Below are 20,317 nucleotides of genomic sequence, written 5' to 3'. Positions count from 1 at the left end.
CTTTAATTTTTGTTGTAGGTGCTGTACGCTTTCATTTTCTCATTCAGAACTTCCTGGAAACTCATTCTCTTCTTGTCTGCTTTTCCTTGCTTGGGATTGACCACGGGCTGAGGTCTAAAAAACTGATGATTGTAAGCCATAAGATTATGTACGATCACATTCATTGGATTTCAACCTCCTTCCGTGATGTTCCTGAAATTTGCATTTCTGCTTGGTTACTTACGGCTTATTTACCCATCTTCTCCAAAGTTTAAACAGTTTTATCAGATTCATATTAAAAAATGAAAAAGTGCACCCTTTACAATATGCTAAATACATCTTTGTAAATCACGTATGTCTTTCCACGAAATAAGTTTAATCTCCTCATTAATAATCAATTCCTTAATTTCAATATCATTTAGAAGACGATATTCCAATTCTCTTTCTGTATAACATTTCGTTATTGCTATTAATTGATCTGTTATTTTAGATGGATGTATAGTTAACTGTGTTATTCCAGGTTTTAAATTCTTTAACAATTCAGTTAATCTCATTTTCATTTTGCTATATTCCGCAGCAGGGTAAAAACAGTAAGGAAGAGAAATTATATCATCGATTAATAAAATCCCCCTTTCTTTTGCTGAAGAAATTCTTTTTTGAAACAATCTCAACTGATCATTATTAAAAAAGGGTTGTTCTAATATCCTAATAGGTAAATTAAAGGGCAGGCGGTACTTTTCACACAAATCAAATATTATTTCTAAAAAATCTCGCCCAGTGTATAACCCCATAATACTCCCCCCATGACTATCCAGATGAGTTGGATCAATGTCTTGTACGATTGCACTTTGGATTTGCGATTCTAACTCTATTCTAATCTCGTCATCAGCAGCGTTTCTTTCCAGAAGAGTGGCATCTTGATGAAAATCCCCTTCCCCCGTAATTAAGCTACTCAAGATTTTTTCTTTGAATACTGGTTGATACGGATATTTCTCGCCACTCGTTAGCGTTAGATGAATTCCAATATTCTTTATTCCTTTCCAATTAATTATCTTCATAGCGTCATTTGAGTCTGGGCAAGGCATCATAATAGATGTGGATGTTATAGCTTTTCCTTCAAATAAGTTAACAATAGCTTCATTAGTTCCTTTAGTTATTCCGAAATCGTCGGCATTAATTATTAACAGACGGTCGTCAGCCGCAAAGCCTAATTTTCGAATCATAAACCTTCCCCCTATTACTGAATAATTTAACAAAAAGAAAATAAAAAATAAGGACGTAGACACCGTGAAGTGTTTGCGTCCTTATTGTGAATAGCGTGCTAAACCAATTATTCGCACCTTAGAGCAGTGGAAACCTTGAATCTAGCGCTGAGACGGGAACCTTGCTTTCCCCTTCTCATCATTATTATGATCCACTCGCCCTCTCATCAGTTCAAGCAGATATTCGGGTTCTGAGTTCATATGCAGCATTTGAAGTGCAGTTTTTGGTGCAAAACCTTCAGCCACACTATGGGAGATCAAGGCTTGCAGTGGATTAAAATAACCTCGAACATTCAGCAGCCCTATAGGCTTCTGATGAATACCAATCTGCATCCAGCACAGAATTTCAAATAGCTCATCGAAGGTTCCAAGACCTCCCGGCAAAGCAATAAAAGCATCCGCCATACCGCTCATTACCGCCTTACGTTCATGCATACTAGAGACCTCAATCAGATTCGTCAATCCGGAGTGTCTGATTTCATCTTGAAAAAGATCCACTGGCATAATTCCTACAGCTTCGCCACCATTAGCGAGTACCCCGTCCGCAACCTGTCCCATAAGGCCATTCCGCGAACCTCCATAGACCAACCTACAGCCTTGTGCCGCTATATGATAACCTAATTCCCTAGCCATTTCCGTATATTCAGAGTTAAGACCTGGATTCGATCCGGCAAACACACATATTGTAAAAGCCATTCCTATCACTCCAGACTGGTTATTATGGTGAAATTGAGATTAATTCACTTATTGTACCTCAGAATATTAATATATGTGTTAAATGTAAGTCATCTTTTTGTTTGTAATGTTAATTGGTACAGCGTACTATTCCACTCCGCAGATAGACCTGTAGCTTTGGCCAAAGCCGCTGCTGGCACTAGAGAAGTATAGCTTACTTTAATGGATTCTGCTGATGGTAATGAAATTTTCTTCCCAGCTTTCGTCAACGTCAGTTCCCCCTCCAAAGACAGGGTATATCCCAGACTTTCTGCTACATCCCTAATCGGTACTTTTACACTTCCATCCATAAAAATAGCAGACTGTGCGGAATCCATTTTTTGACCATCTACAATTACAGTAACAGGCTTTAAAATAGGAGATATAGTAAAAGGACGTGAATCAACCGCGCTAATTCCGAGTTGACCAAACCTATTTGTTCCCCAAGCCACAGCTGTTCCATCCTTCAGGACTGCATACTTACTATTCTCACCCATGGCAAAAGAAACAGGATCACTCAATCCTTTTATTAACTTAGGCTGCGTAAAAACTAAACGGTTGTCGGTTGATGGTTGGGTACTCCAAGTCCACACGGTGCCATCTTTTTTAACAGCTGCAAAGTTGTCTAAATCCAGCGTAAGTTTTGAGATCGTTTTTACGGCTGTAATCTTTTGCAGACCTTGTAGTGAGGTACCAGCTTTCCATACCCAGTATTCTCCTTTTTTATTGCCAACAAGATTGAACCCGTTTTTCGTCTGGACAGATACAATATCCGTAAGACCTGGCATCTTGCTCATCGTGACTTCGTTATAATTATTGCTGTCAATTGTTCCCCAGACGCTCCCGCTCTCGGTTAAAGCCAGTATACTGAGATCGCTCATAGAGACGGACTTTACATGGTATAAATCCTTAACTGGGGTCGGTTTCTTCATCACATTCGTGTTCTCTGTTTGCGGGATAGCACTCCAAATCCACAGCGTACCGTTAGTTCGAATGGCGGCATGATAAATACTGCTTCCGATCCACTTCACTTCGCTCAAACCCTGTACCTTAGTGGCAGCAGGCAGCTCTGTATAGCCCACATCTGAAGCTTCTGGAGGATTCCACTGGAGTAGACTTCCATCGTTTCTCAAAGCTAATGCACTATGCAATCCTGACGATATACTAACCACATCACTCATTCCTGAGATCCCTTGAGGAAGCAGAACCTTGTGTTGTTTAGCACTTGCCCCATTGCCAGCTTCTGCTACACTCTTATCCCGATAATCTCCCCAAGCCTTAACCGTACCGTCTTCGTTCAGCGCTACATAGTACGCTTCGCCGATCGCCAGCTGTTTCGTATGTTCAAGCCCAGCTATTTTATGGGGAGTAATCGTCCACCCCTCAGGCCCGGCGGTACCATTAGCAAATTGACCAAAAACATTACTCCCCCAGGACCAAACATCTCCGTCAGTTCCCACCGCAAAAGAGCTTCCACCCCAAAAACCAGGCGAAGCAACAATCTCCTTAATCCCACCCAACTTCCCAGGTGATGGAGCTGCACTTATAACTTGAGGGACAGACAATGCAGTCACCAGACTTGAACAAACCAACAAACTAAACAGCCTTAGCTTCCTTGAAAATAAGTGCATCTTGATTTTCCCTTCTTATGATATTATTGTAATTATTATTTCTATTACACTAAGACGCTATAAAGCTGACAAAAGTTGTAGTTTATCTTAAATCCCGGGATTCAGATTGGTTTGAATTATGATATAATTACGCTGCCTTAGATCTACTCTTATTCAACCGCAATACCGGAACCAAATGATCATGGAGGGAAATCATGCTTAAATTTATAGGTATTATGATGCTTTTCAGATTAGTAGGCAACCCTTTTCTGGCTTTATTCATCCTGCTTGTTATCTTATATTTCTTAGATCGGCGATACGTGGGAATTTTCCCTAGTATTACAAAGCCCTTCAAACGGGTGCGGCAAATCTCCAAGCTGCGCACAACAGTATCATTGAATCCAAATGATGTTTCTGCTAAATTTGATTTAGCCCGGAATCTGTCAGAACGTAAAAAATACAAGGAAGCCAAGGATATCCTGCTACAGATCGAAGACCGTTACGAACAATCTGCCGAATATTGGGTGGAGCTGGGTCATGTGAATCTTAAGCTGGGCGCTTTGGAAGAAGGCGAAGATCAGATGCTTCGAGGTCTAGAAATCAACCGAAAAGCCCAATATGGTCAGCCATATCTTCGGTTAGCGGAAACCTTTCGCCATACAAATCACGATAAAGCGTTGCATTACGTTACTCAATTTCAAGAGATTCAATCTTCCTCTAGTGAAGCCTATTATTTAGCCGGCTCCATGTACAAAGCACTGGGCAGAACTGAGGATGCTAAACGTGCTTTCGACGAATCCACCGCCATTTACCGTTCGCTACCCAAATATAAAAAACGGCAAGAACGCGGCTGGGCGTTACGTAGCTTTTTTGCCAAAATGAAATAAACTTTGTACTTATATTTTCACAAAAAAACCTCTAGCCGCCTATTTAGGCAAACACTAGAGGTTTTTTGCTGTGTAGAGTGATTACATGTTTACATCTTGTTTAGTGGGTTCTCCACTTTGTTTGACCGCAAATGGCCACCAGTTCCCACGGCCGAAGATCCGCACCATAACAGGAACAAAAAACGGCAAGAAGATTAGTGCATACAAGGCCAACCCTACAAGCACCACTGTTGCAATCTGCATCATCGACAATACCCCTGAAGGGTACATCGATGCGAAGGTGCCGCCCAAAATAACTACCGCCGAAAGAATGACTGTTCCCATATTGCGCATAGCATGCAGGATCGCTTCCCGTACATCCCATGTTTTATATTCGTTAAAGCGGGCCATTAAGAAAATACTATAATCTACACCAAGTGCAATCAGCATAACAAAGCTGAAGAATGGCGTTGTCCAGGTAATCCCTTCAAAGTGCAGAAGGTGAACGAATATAGCCTCTGTAACACCCAATGCTGAAAAATAAGTAATCAAAAGAGAAATAATAAGGTAAATCGGCATTACGATTGAACGAAGCAGCAACACCAAGATAATGAAGATCCCACCCAGCATCAAAATTACTGTACGTGTGTAGTCTTCGTTGGAAATATTACGTAAATCGTTCTGGCTGCTTGTAACCCCGCTGATTGCAGACTCTGCATTTTCCAGCTTCGTTCCTTTCACTGCACGATCTACTGCTGCTTGAATATCATCAACACTGTCAATAGCTTCTGAACTATATGGATTCTCAGTGAATACTACATCCAGCGTCATTACCTTACGGTCGTCAGACAAGTAGGTATTAAATACCTGCTCTATACCTTCAGCTTCAAGAGCCTCAGCCGGTACAAAGAATCCACTCAGCTCATCATCCTTAGCCGCTTGAATCTGATTCAAATAATCTTGTGCAGAGCCCAGCCCACTGGTAATTTGTTTCAGGCCGTTTGCACTGTCGCTTAAACCAGTAGTTAAGGCTCCTATCTGCCCAGTTAATTGACCAAAACCATCCGCAAGCTGCTGCTGTCCGCCTTGCAATTGATCTAGTCCACTAGTAATGGATGGAATTTTATCTACGATCTGTCCTTGGCCTGCTGCGGCCTGCTCCAGCCCATATTGCAGCTGACCGATGCCCGCAACAAGCTTAGCTAAACCTTGTGCGAGTGCGGTTTGCCCTGCCGAAGCTTTGGCATAGCCAGCATTCGCCTCATTTAAGCCAGCTGCTGCTCCTTTAAGCTGCTCTGAGATCTGCCCGAGACCCGCTGCCAGCTGTGCTGCCCCAGTACCACTCTGCGTTACGGTGCCTTTAATGGTCAGGTAATTAACATCCTGCAGAATTTCCGGATAACTGCTCTCAAGACCATTAAAAGAACCATCCAGTCCCTTCAACGCTTCTGCCACACCTTGCAGCTGCTGCGGAAGCTGCCCAAGCCCTTGATTCAGCGCAGTTAAACCGCTGCCGATTTTTTTATATCCCTCCAGCAGCTTCGTATTGGCATCCGCAAGCTGCTTGGCACTAGCAGCTGCCTGTTGAAGTCCTGCTTTGATTTCTCCTGCACCAGCTGAGCCGCTTTTTATTCCGCTCTCAATACGTGCCAGCCCATCGCCTAACGCGACGATCCCATCTTTCAGTTCTGCTGTGCCTTCCGTCAGCTTAGCGCTGCCTTGAGCAGCCTCTGTAAGCTTAGGTGCATTTTCACTCAGCTGTTTACTAGCTTCAGACAATCCCGTTTGAATCTTGGTCAATCCCTCACTGGTCTGATCCAGACCGTCAGATAAAGTCCCCACCTGATTCGGGATTAAGAAATCACTGATCAGCTCTCCCGTTGGACGAGACATGCTGCGCACCGATTTTACGCTGTCCACTTTTTCCAGCTCGCGGCTGATTTTTTCTGCAAGTCCAAGATATTCTGAAGTATCCATCCGATCATCATTTTTGATTACGATCTTGCCAGGCATGGATTCACCCGGCCCGAAGCTATCCGAAATGATGTTAAATCCTTTTACCGAGGCATATTCTGAGCCAATTTCCTCCAAGCTGTTGAAGGACAGCTTTCCGCTATAGGTAACAAGGAACGGAGCTACGATTACTGCAACAATTAGCAGCGCGGCCCATGGTCTTTTTAAGGAAAAAGAACCTGCTGCTCCCCAAATACGGCTCTCACTGTGCTCCAGCTTGCCGCGTGAAGGCCAGAAGAGCTTTTTGCCAAGTACCGCCATGAAGAATGGAACAATGGTTACAAGCGCCAGCAGCATAACCGCAATCCCCACGGCAACGGCTACCGCCGATCGATACAGAATGAATTTGGATAATCCAATCGCTACAAAACCTACGAATACCGCAAGTCCGGAATAGAACACCGTTCCCCCAGCCTTACGGTAGGTTGCAATAATAGCACTTTTGGTATCTTCTGCTGTCATCATTTCTTCTTTAAAGCGACTGATTAACAGGATACAATAATCCGTACCAATCCCGAACATGACCGCAACCATAAAGATTTGAGTAAATGTAGATAATGGAAAATCATAACGGTCCACTAAAAAAGCCACAACGGACTGAGAAACAATATAGCTGAGTCCTACCGTCAGTAGCGGAACAAACGGTGCCACGAACGAACGGAATACCACGAACAGGATAAGTAAAATAAAGACTACCGTAATATACTCCGATTTCTTAAGCCCGGCTTCCGAGCTAGCAATCATATCCTCAGTAATCAAACCCTCACTGGTTAAATAATGATCCGCCTTAACATCTGTGAGTAATTCATCCACTTTATCAGGAAGTGCGGTGACAGACTCTCCTCCGCCTTTGATAGACAACGCCACCATTATCGTCTTGCCATCCTTGGCAATCAACGTATCCTTAAGCTCACTTTGTGAAAAAGGATCGGTGATGGAATCGATCTGCAGCGTCTCCTTATTCGCAGCCAACTTCTCAACGCCCTGCTGGATACTAGCTGTTTCATTGGCTCCGATTCCCTCTGGATTATTGAATACAAGAGCTACCTGATGCAGTGTCTCTCCGCCCTTATCATTCGCCGCTTCCTTTAAGATTTCTGCCGCTCTAGATGAGGAATAGCCATCAGGTACAGTAACCTGCCCCTTCTCACGTACAAGATCAGAGAACGAAGGGGCCGTCATGACCAAAACTACGGCCACAGCGAGCCAGATTGCGATAACCGCCCATCTTGCTTTTAGAATCGTCTTCATGGATTCTTCCCTCCATCATCATTCTGAATTAAATTCGCCAGCTTCTCGAACATCATGACGAACATTTCAATATCCTTCTCTTCAAAATGAAACAAATACGGGGAAATCACTTCATGTACCTGCGTCTCCGCTGCTTCAAAAACTTTTTTTCCGTGCTCAGACATCGACAAATACACCTGGCGGCGATCATTCTCGTCACGAGTTCGCTCGATTATACCCGCTTGCACCAATCTGTTGATGATTGCAGTAATGGAGCTTTTACCCACGCAAAAAGATTCAGCAAGATATGTAGACGTACATTGTTCCTGAGCATTAATCAACCGAAGAATTTGATACTGATCATTCGTTGTCTCCGCAGCAATACTATCTTTAATTCTTGCTGCTACTTGTCTTGTCACAATCAAATAAGCATCCATGTAGCGATTGATCCAATGTTGCACTTCGTTATCCAAAGCTTCCTACCTCCAAAATATAGTTCAACTATCGAACAGTTTCATTGTCAAACTATAATACCTGCTTTTATAAAAGTCAATTGGCTTTTTTTCGGGCATTTAAAGGCAAAACGCAAAAAAAACAGGCCGAGATTCCTCTCGACCTGCCATTTTATGACCTTCAAAGATTTTTTAGTCCTCATCCTCGGTCTCTTCAACTTCGTATACACATCTTAACATTTCAATTCCGGCTTCATTCTCTCCTAAGCTGTACACCATGAACCCTAGACTACGATAAAAATCTGCGGCGATTTCATCCTCAGTCTCAGCTACCAGATAACGCGGCTGACGAGTAGCGAGCAGCTCCAGAATCATTCCCCGTGCATAACCTTTCCCTCTATTCTCTGGCAAGACGGCAATATGCCGAATGTCCAAAGAACCGTCTTCGGTTTCTTCGAAGCCTACAAGACCAAGCAGGAGTTCTTCTTCTTCCCAGCCATATAACTGCAGCCCGGCTTGTTCGCTGTACTCAGACGATGTCTGCTCCAACGCGTTGGGGTCATCAATGACCGCATACGTCAACAGCTCGTTCACCTCAGGCGAACCAATAAGGGATTTAAGATCTACCAACATTGTTCACATTCCTCCTTCTCTGTTGCTTCTGTACCCGATTCGAAACATACAGTAACCTGTCCATATCCCTAACATGTTTAACAATAGATCATCAATATCAAAGCTTCCGACATGCAGCAGCATTTGCAGAAACTCCAAAAGCAGGATGCAAGGAACAGCATATAAAGAGATTCTTTTCCAAGAAATTGGCCGTGTCTTTGCAAGTGAAATTAGTATACCAAACGGAATAAACACAACAACATTTCCAAGCAGATTCACAAACCGGCTGATCAGCGATACCCCGTTATTCATGTCGAAATAAAGTGACACCGTACGTAATGGAATCAAATTGTACTGAAGCGGGCCACCTGTATGGATCTCACGCCCAAAACCGATGAACATCCAATAGATAACAGTAGCACTATACAGAGTCAGCCCTATCCGTGTCAATGCTCTCAGCTTCCGTAATCTGCTGGATTCTCCAGATCTACGAATGATCAATTGCCCGGCTTAGCTTCTATAATTTCAATGCTTCCATCTTTTTTACCCACAATAGCCATTGCTGCAATTCCAATAAATAAGCCGTGTTCCACAACTCCCGGAATACTTTGGATGGTCAGTGCCAGCTTCGGTGCGGACTCAATGACTTCGAACCGGCAGTCTGCGATGTAATTGCCGTTATCTGTCTTGTACAGCTCTTCTCCGCTACGACGCAATTCAGGATTGCAACCCAGCTTGGCAAGTTCAGCCACAGTCCATTCCCATGCAAAAGGAACCATTTCCACAGGCAGCGGGAATTTGCCAAGTGTGTTTACCACTTTACTCTCATCAGCAATAACGATCATACGAGTACTGTTACTCGCAACAATCTTCTCCCGAAGCAGCGCGCCACCGCCACCTTTAATAAGCTGTAGACTACTATCCAGCTCGTCCGCTCCGTCAATGGTCAGGTCCAGACTATCAATATCTCCAAAAGCTACGATTGGAATCCCAAGTTCACGCGCCTGTTCTTCGGAAGCACGGGAGGTTGCTACAGCGGTAATTTTTAGACCTTCACTGACGCGCTCACCAAGCTTGTTGATCGCCCAATAGGCTGTAGATCCAGTGCCAAGGCCGATCTTCATGCCATCTTTTACAAATTCCACTGCTTTTTCCGCGGCTAATTGTTTAACATTGATACTCATTTTATTACCCCCATGTTATCCGTTATAATGATCTATGATGATGTTGAAATCACCTATTGTTCAGGAGGATTCCGGATGAGAACCGAAAACCAAATTCAATCTAAAATCAACGAATTGACACTGCAGCGCAGATCTCTGGAATCAAGATTAGCTTCATTAACAGAGAACAGCCCACAGCAAGATAACCTACAAGCTCAGCTCACTAGAGTTGAAGATATGATCATGATGCTGGAATGGGTGCTTAATGCACCCGTAGGGAGATATCATGCCTAAGTGCTGACTGCCATCCATTATTTTACCAATCATTGTGCCGGTAGCTGTGTTTAACATAAAACACGATTGCTTCCGGCTGTTTGATTCTTTTTTATATCCAAATTTGTATTATGCTTTGCGCAGAGCAAAAAATCAATATTTTTCACCCTACTCTATGTATATTGTAAATTCACTGCATCCTCTAGATTGAGAATCATCTCTTTTTCTGTGTGATTAGCCGTCCTGTGTAAGTAGGCTTTATGCTCTGAATACGCATCCAAAGGCATTGGTCTACTAATCTTGTCAAGCATATTACGCTCGACATCAGCCAATAAGTAATCCCCTTTTCCCGCTGCAACTCTGCACAAAATAATCATAGCTACAGGCTTGTTCACAACAACCGCTCCATTCGACCGCGCAAATACAGTGTATTGAAATAACGGAATGGCCTCAGGTTCTTCAACACCAGCTGCACTAGATTGGTCAAAGATAGAATACATAAGGGAAGGATCACTTGATGAAGTACCGAGTTTCTTCTGATTAGACACCAACTTGCTGTTTTGGTAGGCAAGGAATCCCGCTGCTGCCAGCACAAGCACAAGTAAAATCACCAATATCGCATACATCATCCCATCCCCACCTCCCACTCCAAAATAACAATTCCGGTTATATATTATCATGGAGGGAGGCCTAAGCCAATCTTATATTATCTGAAATTCAGCGCATACAGGTAATACTGATTCTATAAAGTTATTTTGAAATATTCAAAATAACAGTTGAAACTTTGATTTGCATGTCTCATAATGTAAATATGAATGTTGCTTGTCAATCCATATGGAAATCAAGGGAGGAAATTTAAAATGAAGTTTTTCTTGGATACCGGAAACATTGAAGAAATCAAACGTATTACTCGCCTAGGACTAGTGGATGGCGTAACGACTAACCCTTCGCTGATCGCTAAAGAAGGAAGATTGTTCAAGGATGTTATCAAAGAAATCGTTGCAATCGTTCCAGGACCTGTAAGCGCAGAAGTAATCGGACTTACAGCAGAAGAAATGCTTAAAGAAGCATACGAAATTGCTGAATGGGCTCCAAACGTTGTAATTAAACTCCCTATGACTGAAGATGGCTTGGAAGCTTGTTATGAGCTTACTAAAAAAGGCATCAAAACTAACGTTACACTAGTATTTTCCGCGGCTCAAGGTTTGATGGCTGCTAAAGCAGGCGCAACTTATATCTCTCCTTTCGTTGGTCGTCTGGATGATATCGGTGTTGACGGAATGAAGCTGATCAAGGATCTGAAGACTATCCTGACTAACTACAACTTGAAATCCGAGATCATTGCAGCAAGTATCCGCAACATTGCTCATGTTGAGCAAGCAGCTATTGCTGGTGCACACATCGCTACAATCCCAGGTTCACTTCTGCCAACCCTCTGGAAGCACCCGCTGACAGATAACGGTATTGAACGTTTCTTAAAGGATTGGGAATCTGTTCCACAAGCCTAAGAATATCTTTTATTCTTTTATCTAGAGGGCTATCCCACAAGCTGCGGCAACGCAGCTTAGGGATAGCCCTTTTTTCCATCCAGAGACATTGAGGAGGTTTGGCGAATACGTTTCGGCCAGATTGGAGGAATTACCTTCTCTGTGTCTTTAACGCCTGGCTCCCCCTTTTCCCCCTTACTCGGAGTTACTGCAAACAAGGTCAGCAATCCACCAATTGCCCCTACTGTAGCCATCAACGCAAACAAGACCCAATGCCCACTGCTTAGCAGCAACGATACCACCGGTGGCCCCAACGCTACCCCTATAAACCTCATACTACTATAAAGAGCGGTGATTGTGCCGCTGTTCTCCTTCTCAATCCCCTCCGTGATTAAAGCATCCATACAGGGAAGTACAATTCCGATTCCAACACAGCCTAAACCCATAAACCCTACTAAAAAATAAATGCCTTTGTTGAATCCCGCACAAATCATCGCCGCAGTCAGTAACACCATGCCCCCAAAACCCAGCCATTTCATTAGCGTTTTATTCTGACCAATGATCTTTCCTGTTCCATAGGAGGACAGACATAAGAGGGCAAGCGGTATCGCCAGCACAAACCCCTTCGTTGCCCCGTGCATTTTATATTTAGTTTCCAGCATTTCTGATAAATAGAATTGGACACCAAAGGTCACAAACATACAGATGCCGCCTATGGCAAAAATAGCGTACAACCAACGTCCCTTTTTACGTAAAACGCTCACAATTCCAGATAAAAACGCCCGAAGTTCCTGTTTCTCAGGTTCATCCTTTGCTTCGGGTTTTCGGACCAGAAATAAGACTAACAAAAATGAAATTAGACATAGAATGGGAATTGCAATAAAAGGAGCAAACCAGAGCCATATCCCAAGATAGGCACCAAGAATTGGACTGAGTACTTTACCAAACGTATTGGAGGTCTCAATGATTCCCAGACTTTTGCTCACATCTTCTTCTTCCTTGAACAAATCGCCTACAAAGGGGATTACAATTGGAAAAGCACCCGCTGCACCAATTCCTTGCAACAGACGCCCCGCTAAGATCACCCAATAAGCGCTAACCCCCTTCATAAACCAAGCAGCCACCACGCAGACAGCACCACCAATTGCAGCAATGATTAAACTCGGAAGAATAACCTTCTTTCGCCCAAAACGGTCTGAGAGATAACCTGCAATAGGGATCATTACAATTGCCATCAATCCATACACGGTAATCAGCATACTGACTTGAAAAGCGCTAATGCCGAGTTCTTTGGAGATCTGCGGCAGAATAGGCAGCAGCATGGAGTTACCGAGGGTCATTATTAGTGGGATTGATGCTAAGGCAAGCAGATCCCATTTTCTTTCCTTCATGAACTGACCACCTTTGTCATTGTGTACAACATTCTTTATTGTGGTTTGTTCGCCCTTCTTTATTCATGAAAACAAAAAGACCGTCCCTCCGCTGCTGCGGAAAGGACGATCTTAAAATGAAGAAATCTATGCTTACAGCGACCCGGCGCTTAAAGATGCCACATTAGCGGACGGTATAAAATGGCTAGGTTCACCCAGACTAAAAATGTGCAGCAAGTGCATAGCCCGAGTGCACGCCGTATAAAACAATTTGCGTTCACTTTCTCTGCCATATTGATCAGCCGAGCCATCATAGATGACGACCGCATCAAACTCCACGCCTTTGGCTAAATAAGCAGGCAGAACCAGTGTCCCCTTCTGAAAATTCGGTGTTTCCTTTGTAACAAGTCTCACCGGCAGGCTACGATTCAGTTCAGCATGAACCCTTGCGCTTTCCTCCGCTGTTTTGCAGATGACCGCCACATAATGATATCCCTCAGAATGCAGCTTGCGGATATCCTGTTCCACAGCATTCAGAAGCTCCTTCTCGCTGGATACCACACTTATCTGGGGTTCTTCTCCCCGCCGATTAAAAGGTACGATTCGTTCTCCTCCAGGGATCATTGACCGCGTAAACTCCACGATCTCATAAGTTGAACGGTAGCTTTGGGTTAACGAGATCACTTCTGTGTTCTCTTCACCATATATACTTACGAGACTAGACAAATCCCCCAGTACCTCACCTTGCGCGTAAATGGCCTGGTTCAGGTCCCCTAATACGGTCATTTTTGCTCTTGGAAATAAACGCCGCATGAACTCTAATTGGAATGGAGAATAGTCTTGTACCTCATCTACAATCACATGACGGATCAGTGTGTTGGTTCGGAAGCCTTGGCTTAACTCCTTCAGATAAAGGAATGGCGTAGCATCCTCATAAGCAAGCTCGTTCACTCCAATGGATTCCAATGTCTGCTCACAGATATCATCCCACACCTCTGGTAAAGGATAATCTCCATTGAGGCGCGCCATAAGCTCGCGATCTGTAAATAACGTGCTGTACAAGCCCTTAACGTCCACAAATCGACCCCGTTTAGTCCAACCACGCAGGGGTTTGAGCCGCTGGCTGACTACATAACGAGATAACACTTCTTTTTCCGTATCAAAATCATCAAAGCTATCCTGCGAAGCTTTCTTCTTCCGACGCAACATCTGATATGCACGGTGATAATCGCTGGAATCCAGCAGCTCGATCTGATCTTCGACCCACTTCGCATTTCTTTCCTCATGAGTAAAATCTGCAATTTTCTTAAGCAGCCAGCGGATCATCAAATCCACACGATTTGCAAGCTTTATGGCAGGATCGTACGCGTAGAACTGGCGTTCCATTTCTTCTTTACTGACCACTGCTTTCCCTTGAAACATTAAAGGCTTAAAAAGCATACCCTCCTGTTCCAACAACGTAGCATACCGCCGAATCACATCAAGGAAAGGGACGGACGATTTATAGGCAATGCCTTCTCTACGTATAGCAACCTCAGGACCCTCAGGAGCATTAAGTAAACTTTCGGTCTGACTAAAGACATCTTCCAGCAGGAATTCATGTCCAAGACGATGTTCTAAATACATTTGAAACGTTGTTTGCTGCATATTTTCTTCGCCTAGCTCCGGGAGCACTGTAGATACATAGCTGTTAAACAGCGGATTCGGTGAGAACAGCAGCATTTGATCTGCTGATAATACTTCACGGTATTTATATAGAAGATAAGCTACCCGCTGCAATGCAGCAGAGGTTTTTCCGCTTCCCGCTGCTCCTTGCACAACTAGCATCCGGCTTTTGTCGTTGCGGATTATCGCATTTTGCTCTTTTTGAATTGTAGCAACAATACTTTTCATTCGATCGTCAGCGCTATGACTTAGCACCTGCTGCAGCAGCTCATCCCCGATCGTAACCCCAGTGTCAAACATAACTTCAATTACACCGTCAGCAATAACAAACTGGCGTTTAAGATTCATTGTTCCGGAGACTAATCCTCCAGGTGTTTCATAAGCTGCAGGACCTGGTGCTCCGTCATAATACAGACTGGAGATAGGCGCACGCCAGTCATAGATCAAAAAGGTGCCATCATCCTCCATCAAAGATCCAATCCCTAGATAAATCTTTTCCAGCCCGCCCGTTGGTTCCTCTGTGAAATCAATTCGGCCAAAGTAAGGAGAGACAACCAGCTTTTTATATTTTTTCAGCGCCTTGCTTGATTGCAAATGATGACGTTCCCGTTCATTTAGGATTTGGGACTGTTGGCGAAGACTTGTTGAGGTTTCTCCCAAATCATCCGGGCTACTGAAGTTTACGGTTACCTCTTCCCAGAAGTCTTTCCGCATATCCACTACATCACTACGATGAAGTCCAAGCTCCTCTGATAAATTGCGAATATGGGCGGACAAAAGCTTGGTTACTCCGTCAACCCGTTCCTGTTCCTCTTTCCACTGACTTTCATTGTTATCCACTACATTTCATCCCCTTTTGGAAGGTTGACATTCCATTTGCATCATGATATGATAAATTTGCATATTTATGTTTTTAAATGCATACTTATTCGATATCTTATCATTTTAGCAATTTCAGTTTGAGATTTCAAGTATTCTCTTAAATAGATGATCCGGTCCCTGTGGAACCGGATTTTTTGCTGTTACAAAGCTTATATGTTGCTCTTCACAAGGTTATGTTTAGGCTTCATGCACAGATTCTTTATCCTCCGCTATACGATTCATCTGATCGGCCACTTTATCTAAGCGCTCCAATTGATATCCGTAATCATAAATTGCAGCAGCCACAACATATAAACGCAGCTGACCTATTTTCTCTGCATTATACCCCAAAATCGCGGTATTCAGGAATTCATCATTGTCTTCTCCCAAGGGTTCAGATTCATTGGCATTGGGCTTTAATTTGTCTTCAAACTTAAGTAAGATGTGCTGATGATATTTGATTAAATGTTCCAAATGATTATCAAATAGAGCATCTGTATGTTCGGTCCGATCCGCCTGGAAATAATGCCGATCTACGGCCTCGAGAACATCGTAACCTTTTTGCAAAGAAGCTAACAGGTTCTTATACACAACCATTTGTCTTGTCTGGCTATACTTGGCCCGTTTTAACTGCTTCTGCTCCTCCTCAAACAATGCATACTTATCAGCCAACGATTTTATGGATGAATGCAAAGCATTTTTTTCATCACGAAATACACTTTCCTTCATCTCATGAGAAACCGCTGTTCTCAGCAATAAAGAGAGGCTTGAAAAAACATTCTCAATTTGCTTAATGTATTGCTTACGAGGTTTTGGAGGAACGACAATAATATTGATTAGAAATGCAGAAACAATACCTGTCAAAGTTAATAAAAAACGATTAAGTGCGAATTGCCATTCACCCGAAGCCTCCATCACTGTTATTACAGTAACTAACGTAAGACTTATCGTATCCGCCCGGTTGATTTTCATACTGATCATAATGACTAGAATACAGACCAAACCGACTGCTATTGGGCTGTTGGATAACAGCATCCCTCCGAGTAAAGCCAGAACGGCCCCCATTGTACTAGTCGTGAGCTGGTCAAGAAAATAACGCCAAGAGCGATAAATAGAGGGCTGCATAGCGAAAATCGCCGCAATCCCTGCACCCACGGCAGAAGGAAATTGAAGCATTACAGCTAAATACAGGGCTAGCGTAACGGCCAAACCTGTTTTAAATATGCGAGCTCCTAAAGCCAAACCTATCCCTCCTAAAAATTAGCCCACGCTACAATATGAACATCAGCGAACCCTCGTACTTCTAATTACCCCAGCCTGGAGTTGATGAATTTTAAGAACCTTTAAGCTCTCACTCATGTTTCTTTCAGCTTTCAGGGAATACTAATTCGAGTAGTGCCTATCACATAACATACGAGGTGAGTGAATGAATAACAATATCAAAAGATTAATGACTTTCACGACCGTTATTTTTCTCAGCCTGTCTCCAGCTCTTGCGCCAATCGGAAGTGCTTCTGCTGAGAAAGTAACCCCTACAGCCACCGCACCTGGTGCCCATCCTTCAGAGAAAGGTCACGGTCACCATCCAGGAAAAGACGGAAAGGTTAGGGCTGGTGGACATTTCATTATTTTTGAAACGGCTAAACTGCTGGAAATGGATCGTACAGAGCTAATCAATAGCCTGAAAGCAGGCAAAACGCTCCCGCAGCTTGCTCTTGAGAAAAAAGGCTGGACGGAAGATCAATATATTCAGAAGCTCTGCGAATCGGCAAACCAACGGCTGGATCAAGCCATCACCGAAGGACGTCTGACAAAAGACGAAGCCCAAAAGCTTAAAGCAGGACTTCCTGCGATGCTGAAGCAAAGAATAAGCAAAATGGGGCAATTCCAGGATCGCAAAACATCTGAACAACATGTGACGACTCCTTAAACAATCCTCTTACACATAAAGACGGATATCTTCATGCGTTATGAAAGATATCCGTTTTTGTATCTATCCTACTTCTTACGCGAGCTCTTGTAGATTTGAAATAAACAAATGGACAACATCAGCCAAGCGCCACTAGCCATATATCCCCCAATTACGTCACTCGGGTAATGAACACCCAGATAGATACGGCTCCAGCCAATCCCCACGGTCATGAATACGGCGAACATTATTAATAAGACCCGTTCATGCCTCCGCCGCAGATGACGCCACAATAAAAAGGCAATAACACCGTACAAAGAGAATGCTGCCATTGAGTGCCCGCTCGGAAAACTATAACCAATCTCTTCAACAATGCGATGTAAATTCGGACGTTCTCTGTGAAAACATAACTTCATTATTGTATTCAAGAGCTGTGAGCCTAATCCAACCCACAGGAACAAGATTAATTCAAATCGGTGTTTCAGCAAAAAATAGAGCAGTGCCATGGTAACGATAGATAGGCCAATAGCGATCTTAGAGGAACCAATCAGAGATAAACCTTTGGCGAATGAGGTCAACCCCGGTGATTCCGCTGATTGTACCCCATCAATAATATAGTTATCAAAGGTTGATACCTTATTCATACTTACAAGGACAGCTATAACGGCGAAACAAGCAGCAAACCCTAAAAAAAAGCGAAAAGCTCTAGACCAGTTCTGATAATAAAGCATAAATACCTCCATGTCTATTCAGGTGACTGTTGATCTCATTTCCAGTGAGGGACTAACCCATGTTATAATTATTGAGAGAAAAAAATTCACAGAAGATGGAGTGCTGCCAAAGTGGAGAGTTTAAAATTGCAAGAACGATTGTTGAACCAGTTCATTTCCACAAAGGTGCCTGTGACGATTTTTACGACGAATGGTGTGAAAATGCAAGGGCTCGTAACCTCGTACGATGCTTTCACAATCACTTTACAAGGTCAAGGTGATAGCAGGCAAAATGTACTATTCAAATCTGCAGTATCCACTATTGTACCTCTTAAGCCCGTTTCGCTCAAATAGTCTACTCCCTCATTCACCTCATCAACCAGATAATCACAGGCTTTTATTTTCAAAAAAAGGGAACACCGGACTTTATATCCGGTGTTCCCTTTAGCATTTCCCAAGATCACTGATTCACTCTTCAAATGGAGTAACTTTATACAGGAACATTTACGGGCTTCACACATACCGGTTTGGATACTTCAGCTGTATTTCCAGTAAATTCGAGTCGGCCACTTGCCGCTTCTATTGAAAATACAACCAGGTTATTCGCATCACGATTTGCCACGATAAGATAAGCTCCATCTGGTGTCAATGCGAAGTGACGTGGATGTCCCCCACGAGTAGATACATATTCCAGATGTGTAAGCTTAGCAGATGCATTATCCACAGCATACACAGCGATATTATCAGCCCCACGGTTTGAAGCGTACAGATATTTTCCGTCCTTGGAAATGGCGATTTCAGCGCAAGTATTCTCTTCGTTAAAATCATCAGGCAGCGTCGGCACTGTATCTACAGTATGCAGAGTGCCTGCGGCACTGTCATATGTAAACGATGTAATGGTGGAATCCACCTCGTTAATTACATAAGCAGACTTTCCGTCTGGATGAAAAGTGAAGTGGCGTGGTCCCGCTCCTGGATGCAGCGCCGTATCACCATGCACTTCTAGCTTGTTGGTTTCTCTATTGATTCTATAGGCACGAATTAAATCAAGCCCAAGATCAGATACAAACACATACTGCCCGTCCGGACTGAAAATAGCGGAATGGGGATGAGGGCGGTCCTGCCGTTCAGGATGCTGGCCATGACCTGAATGTACGGCCACATCAACTAATTGATCCGCAGCTTTCTCTTCATTTAATTTGATCAAACCAACGCTTCCACCATGATAACTACATACAACAACGTATTCATCATTCAAATCTCTATTGATATGGCAGGTGGTTGTTTGACGGTTGCCAGAAGCAGGCATGGAGGGAATGCGTTTCAGTTCACTCAATTTCCCGTCTTTTGGATCAATGGCAAAGGTAACAACCTCGCCTTCTTTTTCACCCTCACCATTCGGTTTTTCTCCTATAGCATATAGACGTTTTTCAGCGGTATCTACATTAACAAAGGTAGGATTAGTTAAGCCCTGCACCGAATCCAGCAGCTTTAGCGTACCACCTGCAGCTCCATCGAATTCAAACACCTGCACTCCGCTTTCCGCGGCACTTGCATAAGCACCTGTAAACAGCAATAACTTATTCTGCTCATTCATCTCTATATTCCTCCTCAAAAGTATTGCTACTTCACACTCATTAGATGTGATCATCTATATAATCTACAATTTTTAAACGTTAATTACAAACGATAAAGTTAGAAATGTACGAAACAATTCAAAAATGGGTCTTTCCAACGATTAACTGTTGTGATATAATGAAAGCGCTAACATTAGTCTTTTATTCCGTATAAAGGGGGAACATGAATGAGTAGCATCCTGCTGGAAGCCAGAAATGTGTACGAGGACTTCGAGGTGGAAACAGACATTCTGTTCTTTAAGGTCGGGGACCATGATTTGGTCATTTTTCACGGCAGAAACTATAACATAAAAAAGAGAATGACTGCCGAGCAATTAAATCGATTGTTGTCCAATTCAAGTTATTATCATGTGTACGGTGGCTGTTATGTCAACCTGAACAAGATCAGCTCTATCGCAGATGACTGCATTTATTTCGGTGAAATGGGCCTGTATGCTAAAAACGTACGTGTCCCAAGACGAAAACAAGAAAGCATTCGTCATCTTCTGAAAGGACTGAAGTAGA

General features: G+C 43.3%; 21 protein-coding genes. 6 read left to right on the top strand and 15 right to left on the bottom strand.

Features of this window, described 5'->3' with window-relative positions:
- Nucleotides 1–2: 2 nt before the first annotated feature.
- The 4 genes from MHH50_RS12670 to MHH50_RS12655 all read right to left on the bottom strand — a co-directional run bounded on the left by MHH50_RS12670 (nt 3) and on the right by MHH50_RS12655 (nt 3,529).
- The gene (locus MHH50_RS12670; RefSeq protein ID WP_172628809.1) at nt 3–164 is read right to left on the bottom strand and encodes a hypothetical protein; all 162 of its coding nucleotides are present in this window, start codon (nt 162–164) and stop codon (nt 3–5) included.
- Nucleotides 165–308: 144 nt separating this feature from the next.
- Nucleotides 309–1,202: a polysaccharide deacetylase family protein gene (locus tag MHH50_RS12665; protein WP_340034398.1), complete on the bottom strand. Its 894-nt coding sequence runs from the start codon at nt 1,200–1,202 to the stop codon at nt 309–311.
- Nucleotides 1,203–1,343: 141 nt separating this feature from the next.
- Nucleotides 1,344–1,937 carry a TIGR00730 family Rossman fold protein gene (locus MHH50_RS12660; RefSeq protein ID WP_076125930.1) on the bottom strand — a complete coding sequence of 198 codons (594 nt, stop codon included), beginning with the start codon at nt 1,935–1,937 and terminating at the stop codon, nt 1,344–1,346.
- An 89-nt stretch (nt 1,938–2,026) separates the two neighbouring features.
- The gene (locus MHH50_RS12655; RefSeq protein WP_143759969.1) at nt 2,027–3,529 is read right to left on the bottom strand and encodes a hypothetical protein; all 1,503 of its coding nucleotides are present in this window, start codon (nt 3,527–3,529) and stop codon (nt 2,027–2,029) included.
- A 251-nt stretch (nt 3,530–3,780) separates the two neighbouring features.
- Between MHH50_RS12655 and MHH50_RS12650 the strand changes: the two genes are divergently transcribed.
- Entirely contained in the window at nt 3,781–4,452 is a 672-nt protein-coding gene (locus MHH50_RS12650) for a tetratricopeptide repeat protein (RefSeq protein WP_076218208.1), read from the top strand.
- An 81-nt stretch (nt 4,453–4,533) separates the two neighbouring features.
- Here the strand turns inward: MHH50_RS12650 and MHH50_RS12645 are convergent, their stop codons facing one another.
- The 5 genes from MHH50_RS12645 to rpiA all read right to left on the bottom strand — a co-directional run bounded on the left by MHH50_RS12645 (nt 4,534) and on the right by rpiA (nt 9,916).
- Nucleotides 4,534–7,695, bottom strand: a complete 3,162-nt coding sequence (locus tag MHH50_RS12645) for an MMPL family transporter (protein ID WP_076308121.1) — start codon at nt 7,693–7,695, stop codon at nt 4,534–4,536.
- Nucleotides 7,692–8,147: a MarR family transcriptional regulator gene (locus MHH50_RS12640; RefSeq protein WP_038570382.1), complete on the bottom strand. Its 456-nt coding sequence runs from the start codon at nt 8,145–8,147 to the stop codon at nt 7,692–7,694. The genes MHH50_RS12645 and MHH50_RS12640 overlap by 4 nt, the downstream gene beginning before the upstream one ends.
- Nucleotides 8,148–8,318: 171 nt before the next feature.
- Nucleotides 8,319–8,759 carry a GNAT family N-acetyltransferase gene (locus tag MHH50_RS12635; protein WP_076125920.1) on the bottom strand — a complete coding sequence of 147 codons (441 nt, stop codon included), beginning with the start codon at nt 8,757–8,759 and terminating at the stop codon, nt 8,319–8,321.
- Between the two features lie 3 nt (nt 8,760–8,762).
- The gene (locus MHH50_RS12630; protein WP_081388255.1) at nt 8,763–9,239 is read right to left on the bottom strand and encodes a VanZ family protein; all 477 of its coding nucleotides are present in this window, start codon (nt 9,237–9,239) and stop codon (nt 8,763–8,765) included.
- Nucleotides 9,236–9,916 carry a ribose-5-phosphate isomerase RpiA gene (rpiA, locus tag MHH50_RS12625; RefSeq protein ID WP_143765000.1) on the bottom strand — a complete coding sequence of 227 codons (681 nt, stop codon included), beginning with the start codon at nt 9,914–9,916 and terminating at the stop codon, nt 9,236–9,238. Before rpiA ends, MHH50_RS12630 begins: the two co-directional genes overlap by 4 nt.
- An 81-nt stretch (nt 9,917–9,997) precedes the next feature.
- Here rpiA and MHH50_RS12620 point away from each other — a divergent pair, with 81 nt between their 5' ends.
- On the top strand, nt 9,998–10,195 hold the full coding sequence (locus MHH50_RS12620) for a hypothetical protein (protein ID WP_076125917.1): 198 nt from the start codon (nt 9,998–10,000) through the stop codon (nt 10,193–10,195).
- Nucleotides 10,196–10,347: 152 nt separating this feature from the next.
- Here MHH50_RS12620 and MHH50_RS12615 read toward each other — a convergent pair whose 3' ends face one another.
- Entirely contained in the window at nt 10,348–10,803 is a 456-nt protein-coding gene (locus MHH50_RS12615; protein ID WP_076279787.1) for a hypothetical protein, read from the bottom strand.
- A 231-nt stretch (nt 10,804–11,034) separates the two neighbouring features.
- Here MHH50_RS12615 and fsa point away from each other — a divergent pair, with 231 nt between their 5' ends.
- Nucleotides 11,035–11,682 carry a fructose-6-phosphate aldolase gene (fsa, locus tag MHH50_RS12610; RefSeq protein WP_036686257.1) on the top strand — a complete coding sequence of 216 codons (648 nt, stop codon included), beginning with the start codon at nt 11,035–11,037 and terminating at the stop codon, nt 11,680–11,682.
- Between the two features lie 56 nt (nt 11,683–11,738).
- Here fsa and MHH50_RS12605 read toward each other — a convergent pair whose 3' ends face one another.
- The 3 genes from MHH50_RS12605 to MHH50_RS12595 form a co-directional block, all read right to left on the bottom strand.
- Nucleotides 11,739–13,052, bottom strand: coding sequence for an MFS transporter (locus tag MHH50_RS12605; protein WP_081383235.1), 1,314 nt, complete (start codon nt 13,050–13,052; stop codon nt 11,739–11,741).
- 132 nt (nt 13,053–13,184) lie between these two features.
- Nucleotides 13,185–15,536: an RNA polymerase recycling motor HelD gene (helD, locus tag MHH50_RS12600; protein WP_076308123.1), complete on the bottom strand. Its 2,352-nt coding sequence runs from the start codon at nt 15,534–15,536 to the stop codon at nt 13,185–13,187.
- A gap of 219 nt (nt 15,537–15,755) precedes the next feature.
- Nucleotides 15,756–16,799: an aromatic acid exporter family protein gene (locus MHH50_RS12595; protein ID WP_076125912.1), complete on the bottom strand. Its 1,044-nt coding sequence runs from the start codon at nt 16,797–16,799 to the stop codon at nt 15,756–15,758.
- 184 nt (nt 16,800–16,983) lie between these two features.
- Here MHH50_RS12595 and MHH50_RS12590 point away from each other — a divergent pair, with 184 nt between their 5' ends.
- Nucleotides 16,984–17,487 carry a hypothetical protein gene (locus MHH50_RS12590; RefSeq protein WP_076183438.1) on the top strand — a complete coding sequence of 168 codons (504 nt, stop codon included), beginning with the start codon at nt 16,984–16,986 and terminating at the stop codon, nt 17,485–17,487.
- Nucleotides 17,488–17,555: 68 nt separating this feature from the next.
- Here MHH50_RS12590 and MHH50_RS12585 read toward each other — a convergent pair whose 3' ends face one another.
- A complete protein-coding gene (locus MHH50_RS12585; protein ID WP_076125909.1) occupies nt 17,556–18,197 on the bottom strand; it encodes a phosphatase PAP2 family protein in 642 nt (213 codons plus the stop codon).
- A 111-nt stretch (nt 18,198–18,308) separates the two neighbouring features.
- Here MHH50_RS12585 and hfq point away from each other — a divergent pair, with 111 nt between their 5' ends.
- Nucleotides 18,309–18,530 carry an RNA chaperone Hfq gene (gene hfq, locus MHH50_RS12580; protein ID WP_076308124.1) on the top strand — a complete coding sequence of 74 codons (222 nt, stop codon included), beginning with the start codon at nt 18,309–18,311 and terminating at the stop codon, nt 18,528–18,530.
- Nucleotides 18,531–18,666: 136 nt separating this feature from the next.
- On the opposite strand, the gene MHH50_RS12575 is transcribed toward hfq, so the two are convergent.
- A complete protein-coding gene (locus MHH50_RS12575) occupies nt 18,667–19,773 on the bottom strand; it encodes a lactonase family protein (RefSeq protein ID WP_076308125.1) in 1,107 nt (368 codons plus the stop codon).
- A 207-nt stretch (nt 19,774–19,980) separates the two neighbouring features.
- Between MHH50_RS12575 and MHH50_RS12570 the strand changes: the two genes are divergently transcribed.
- Nucleotides 19,981–20,316 (top strand): hypothetical protein, encoded by a 336-nt coding sequence (locus MHH50_RS12570; protein ID WP_036686243.1) that lies wholly within the window; start codon nt 19,981–19,983, stop codon nt 20,314–20,316.
- Nucleotide 20,317: the final 1 nt, after the last annotated feature.

It is taken from the genome of Paenibacillus sp. FSL H3-0302 (assembly GCF_037982245.1).
Lineage (GTDB): Bacteria > Bacillota > Bacilli > Paenibacillales > Paenibacillaceae > Paenibacillus_AQ > Paenibacillus_AQ odorifer.
The sequence above is the reverse complement of the archived record's forward strand: the minus strand, read 5'-3'. Positions and strand labels throughout refer to the sequence as shown.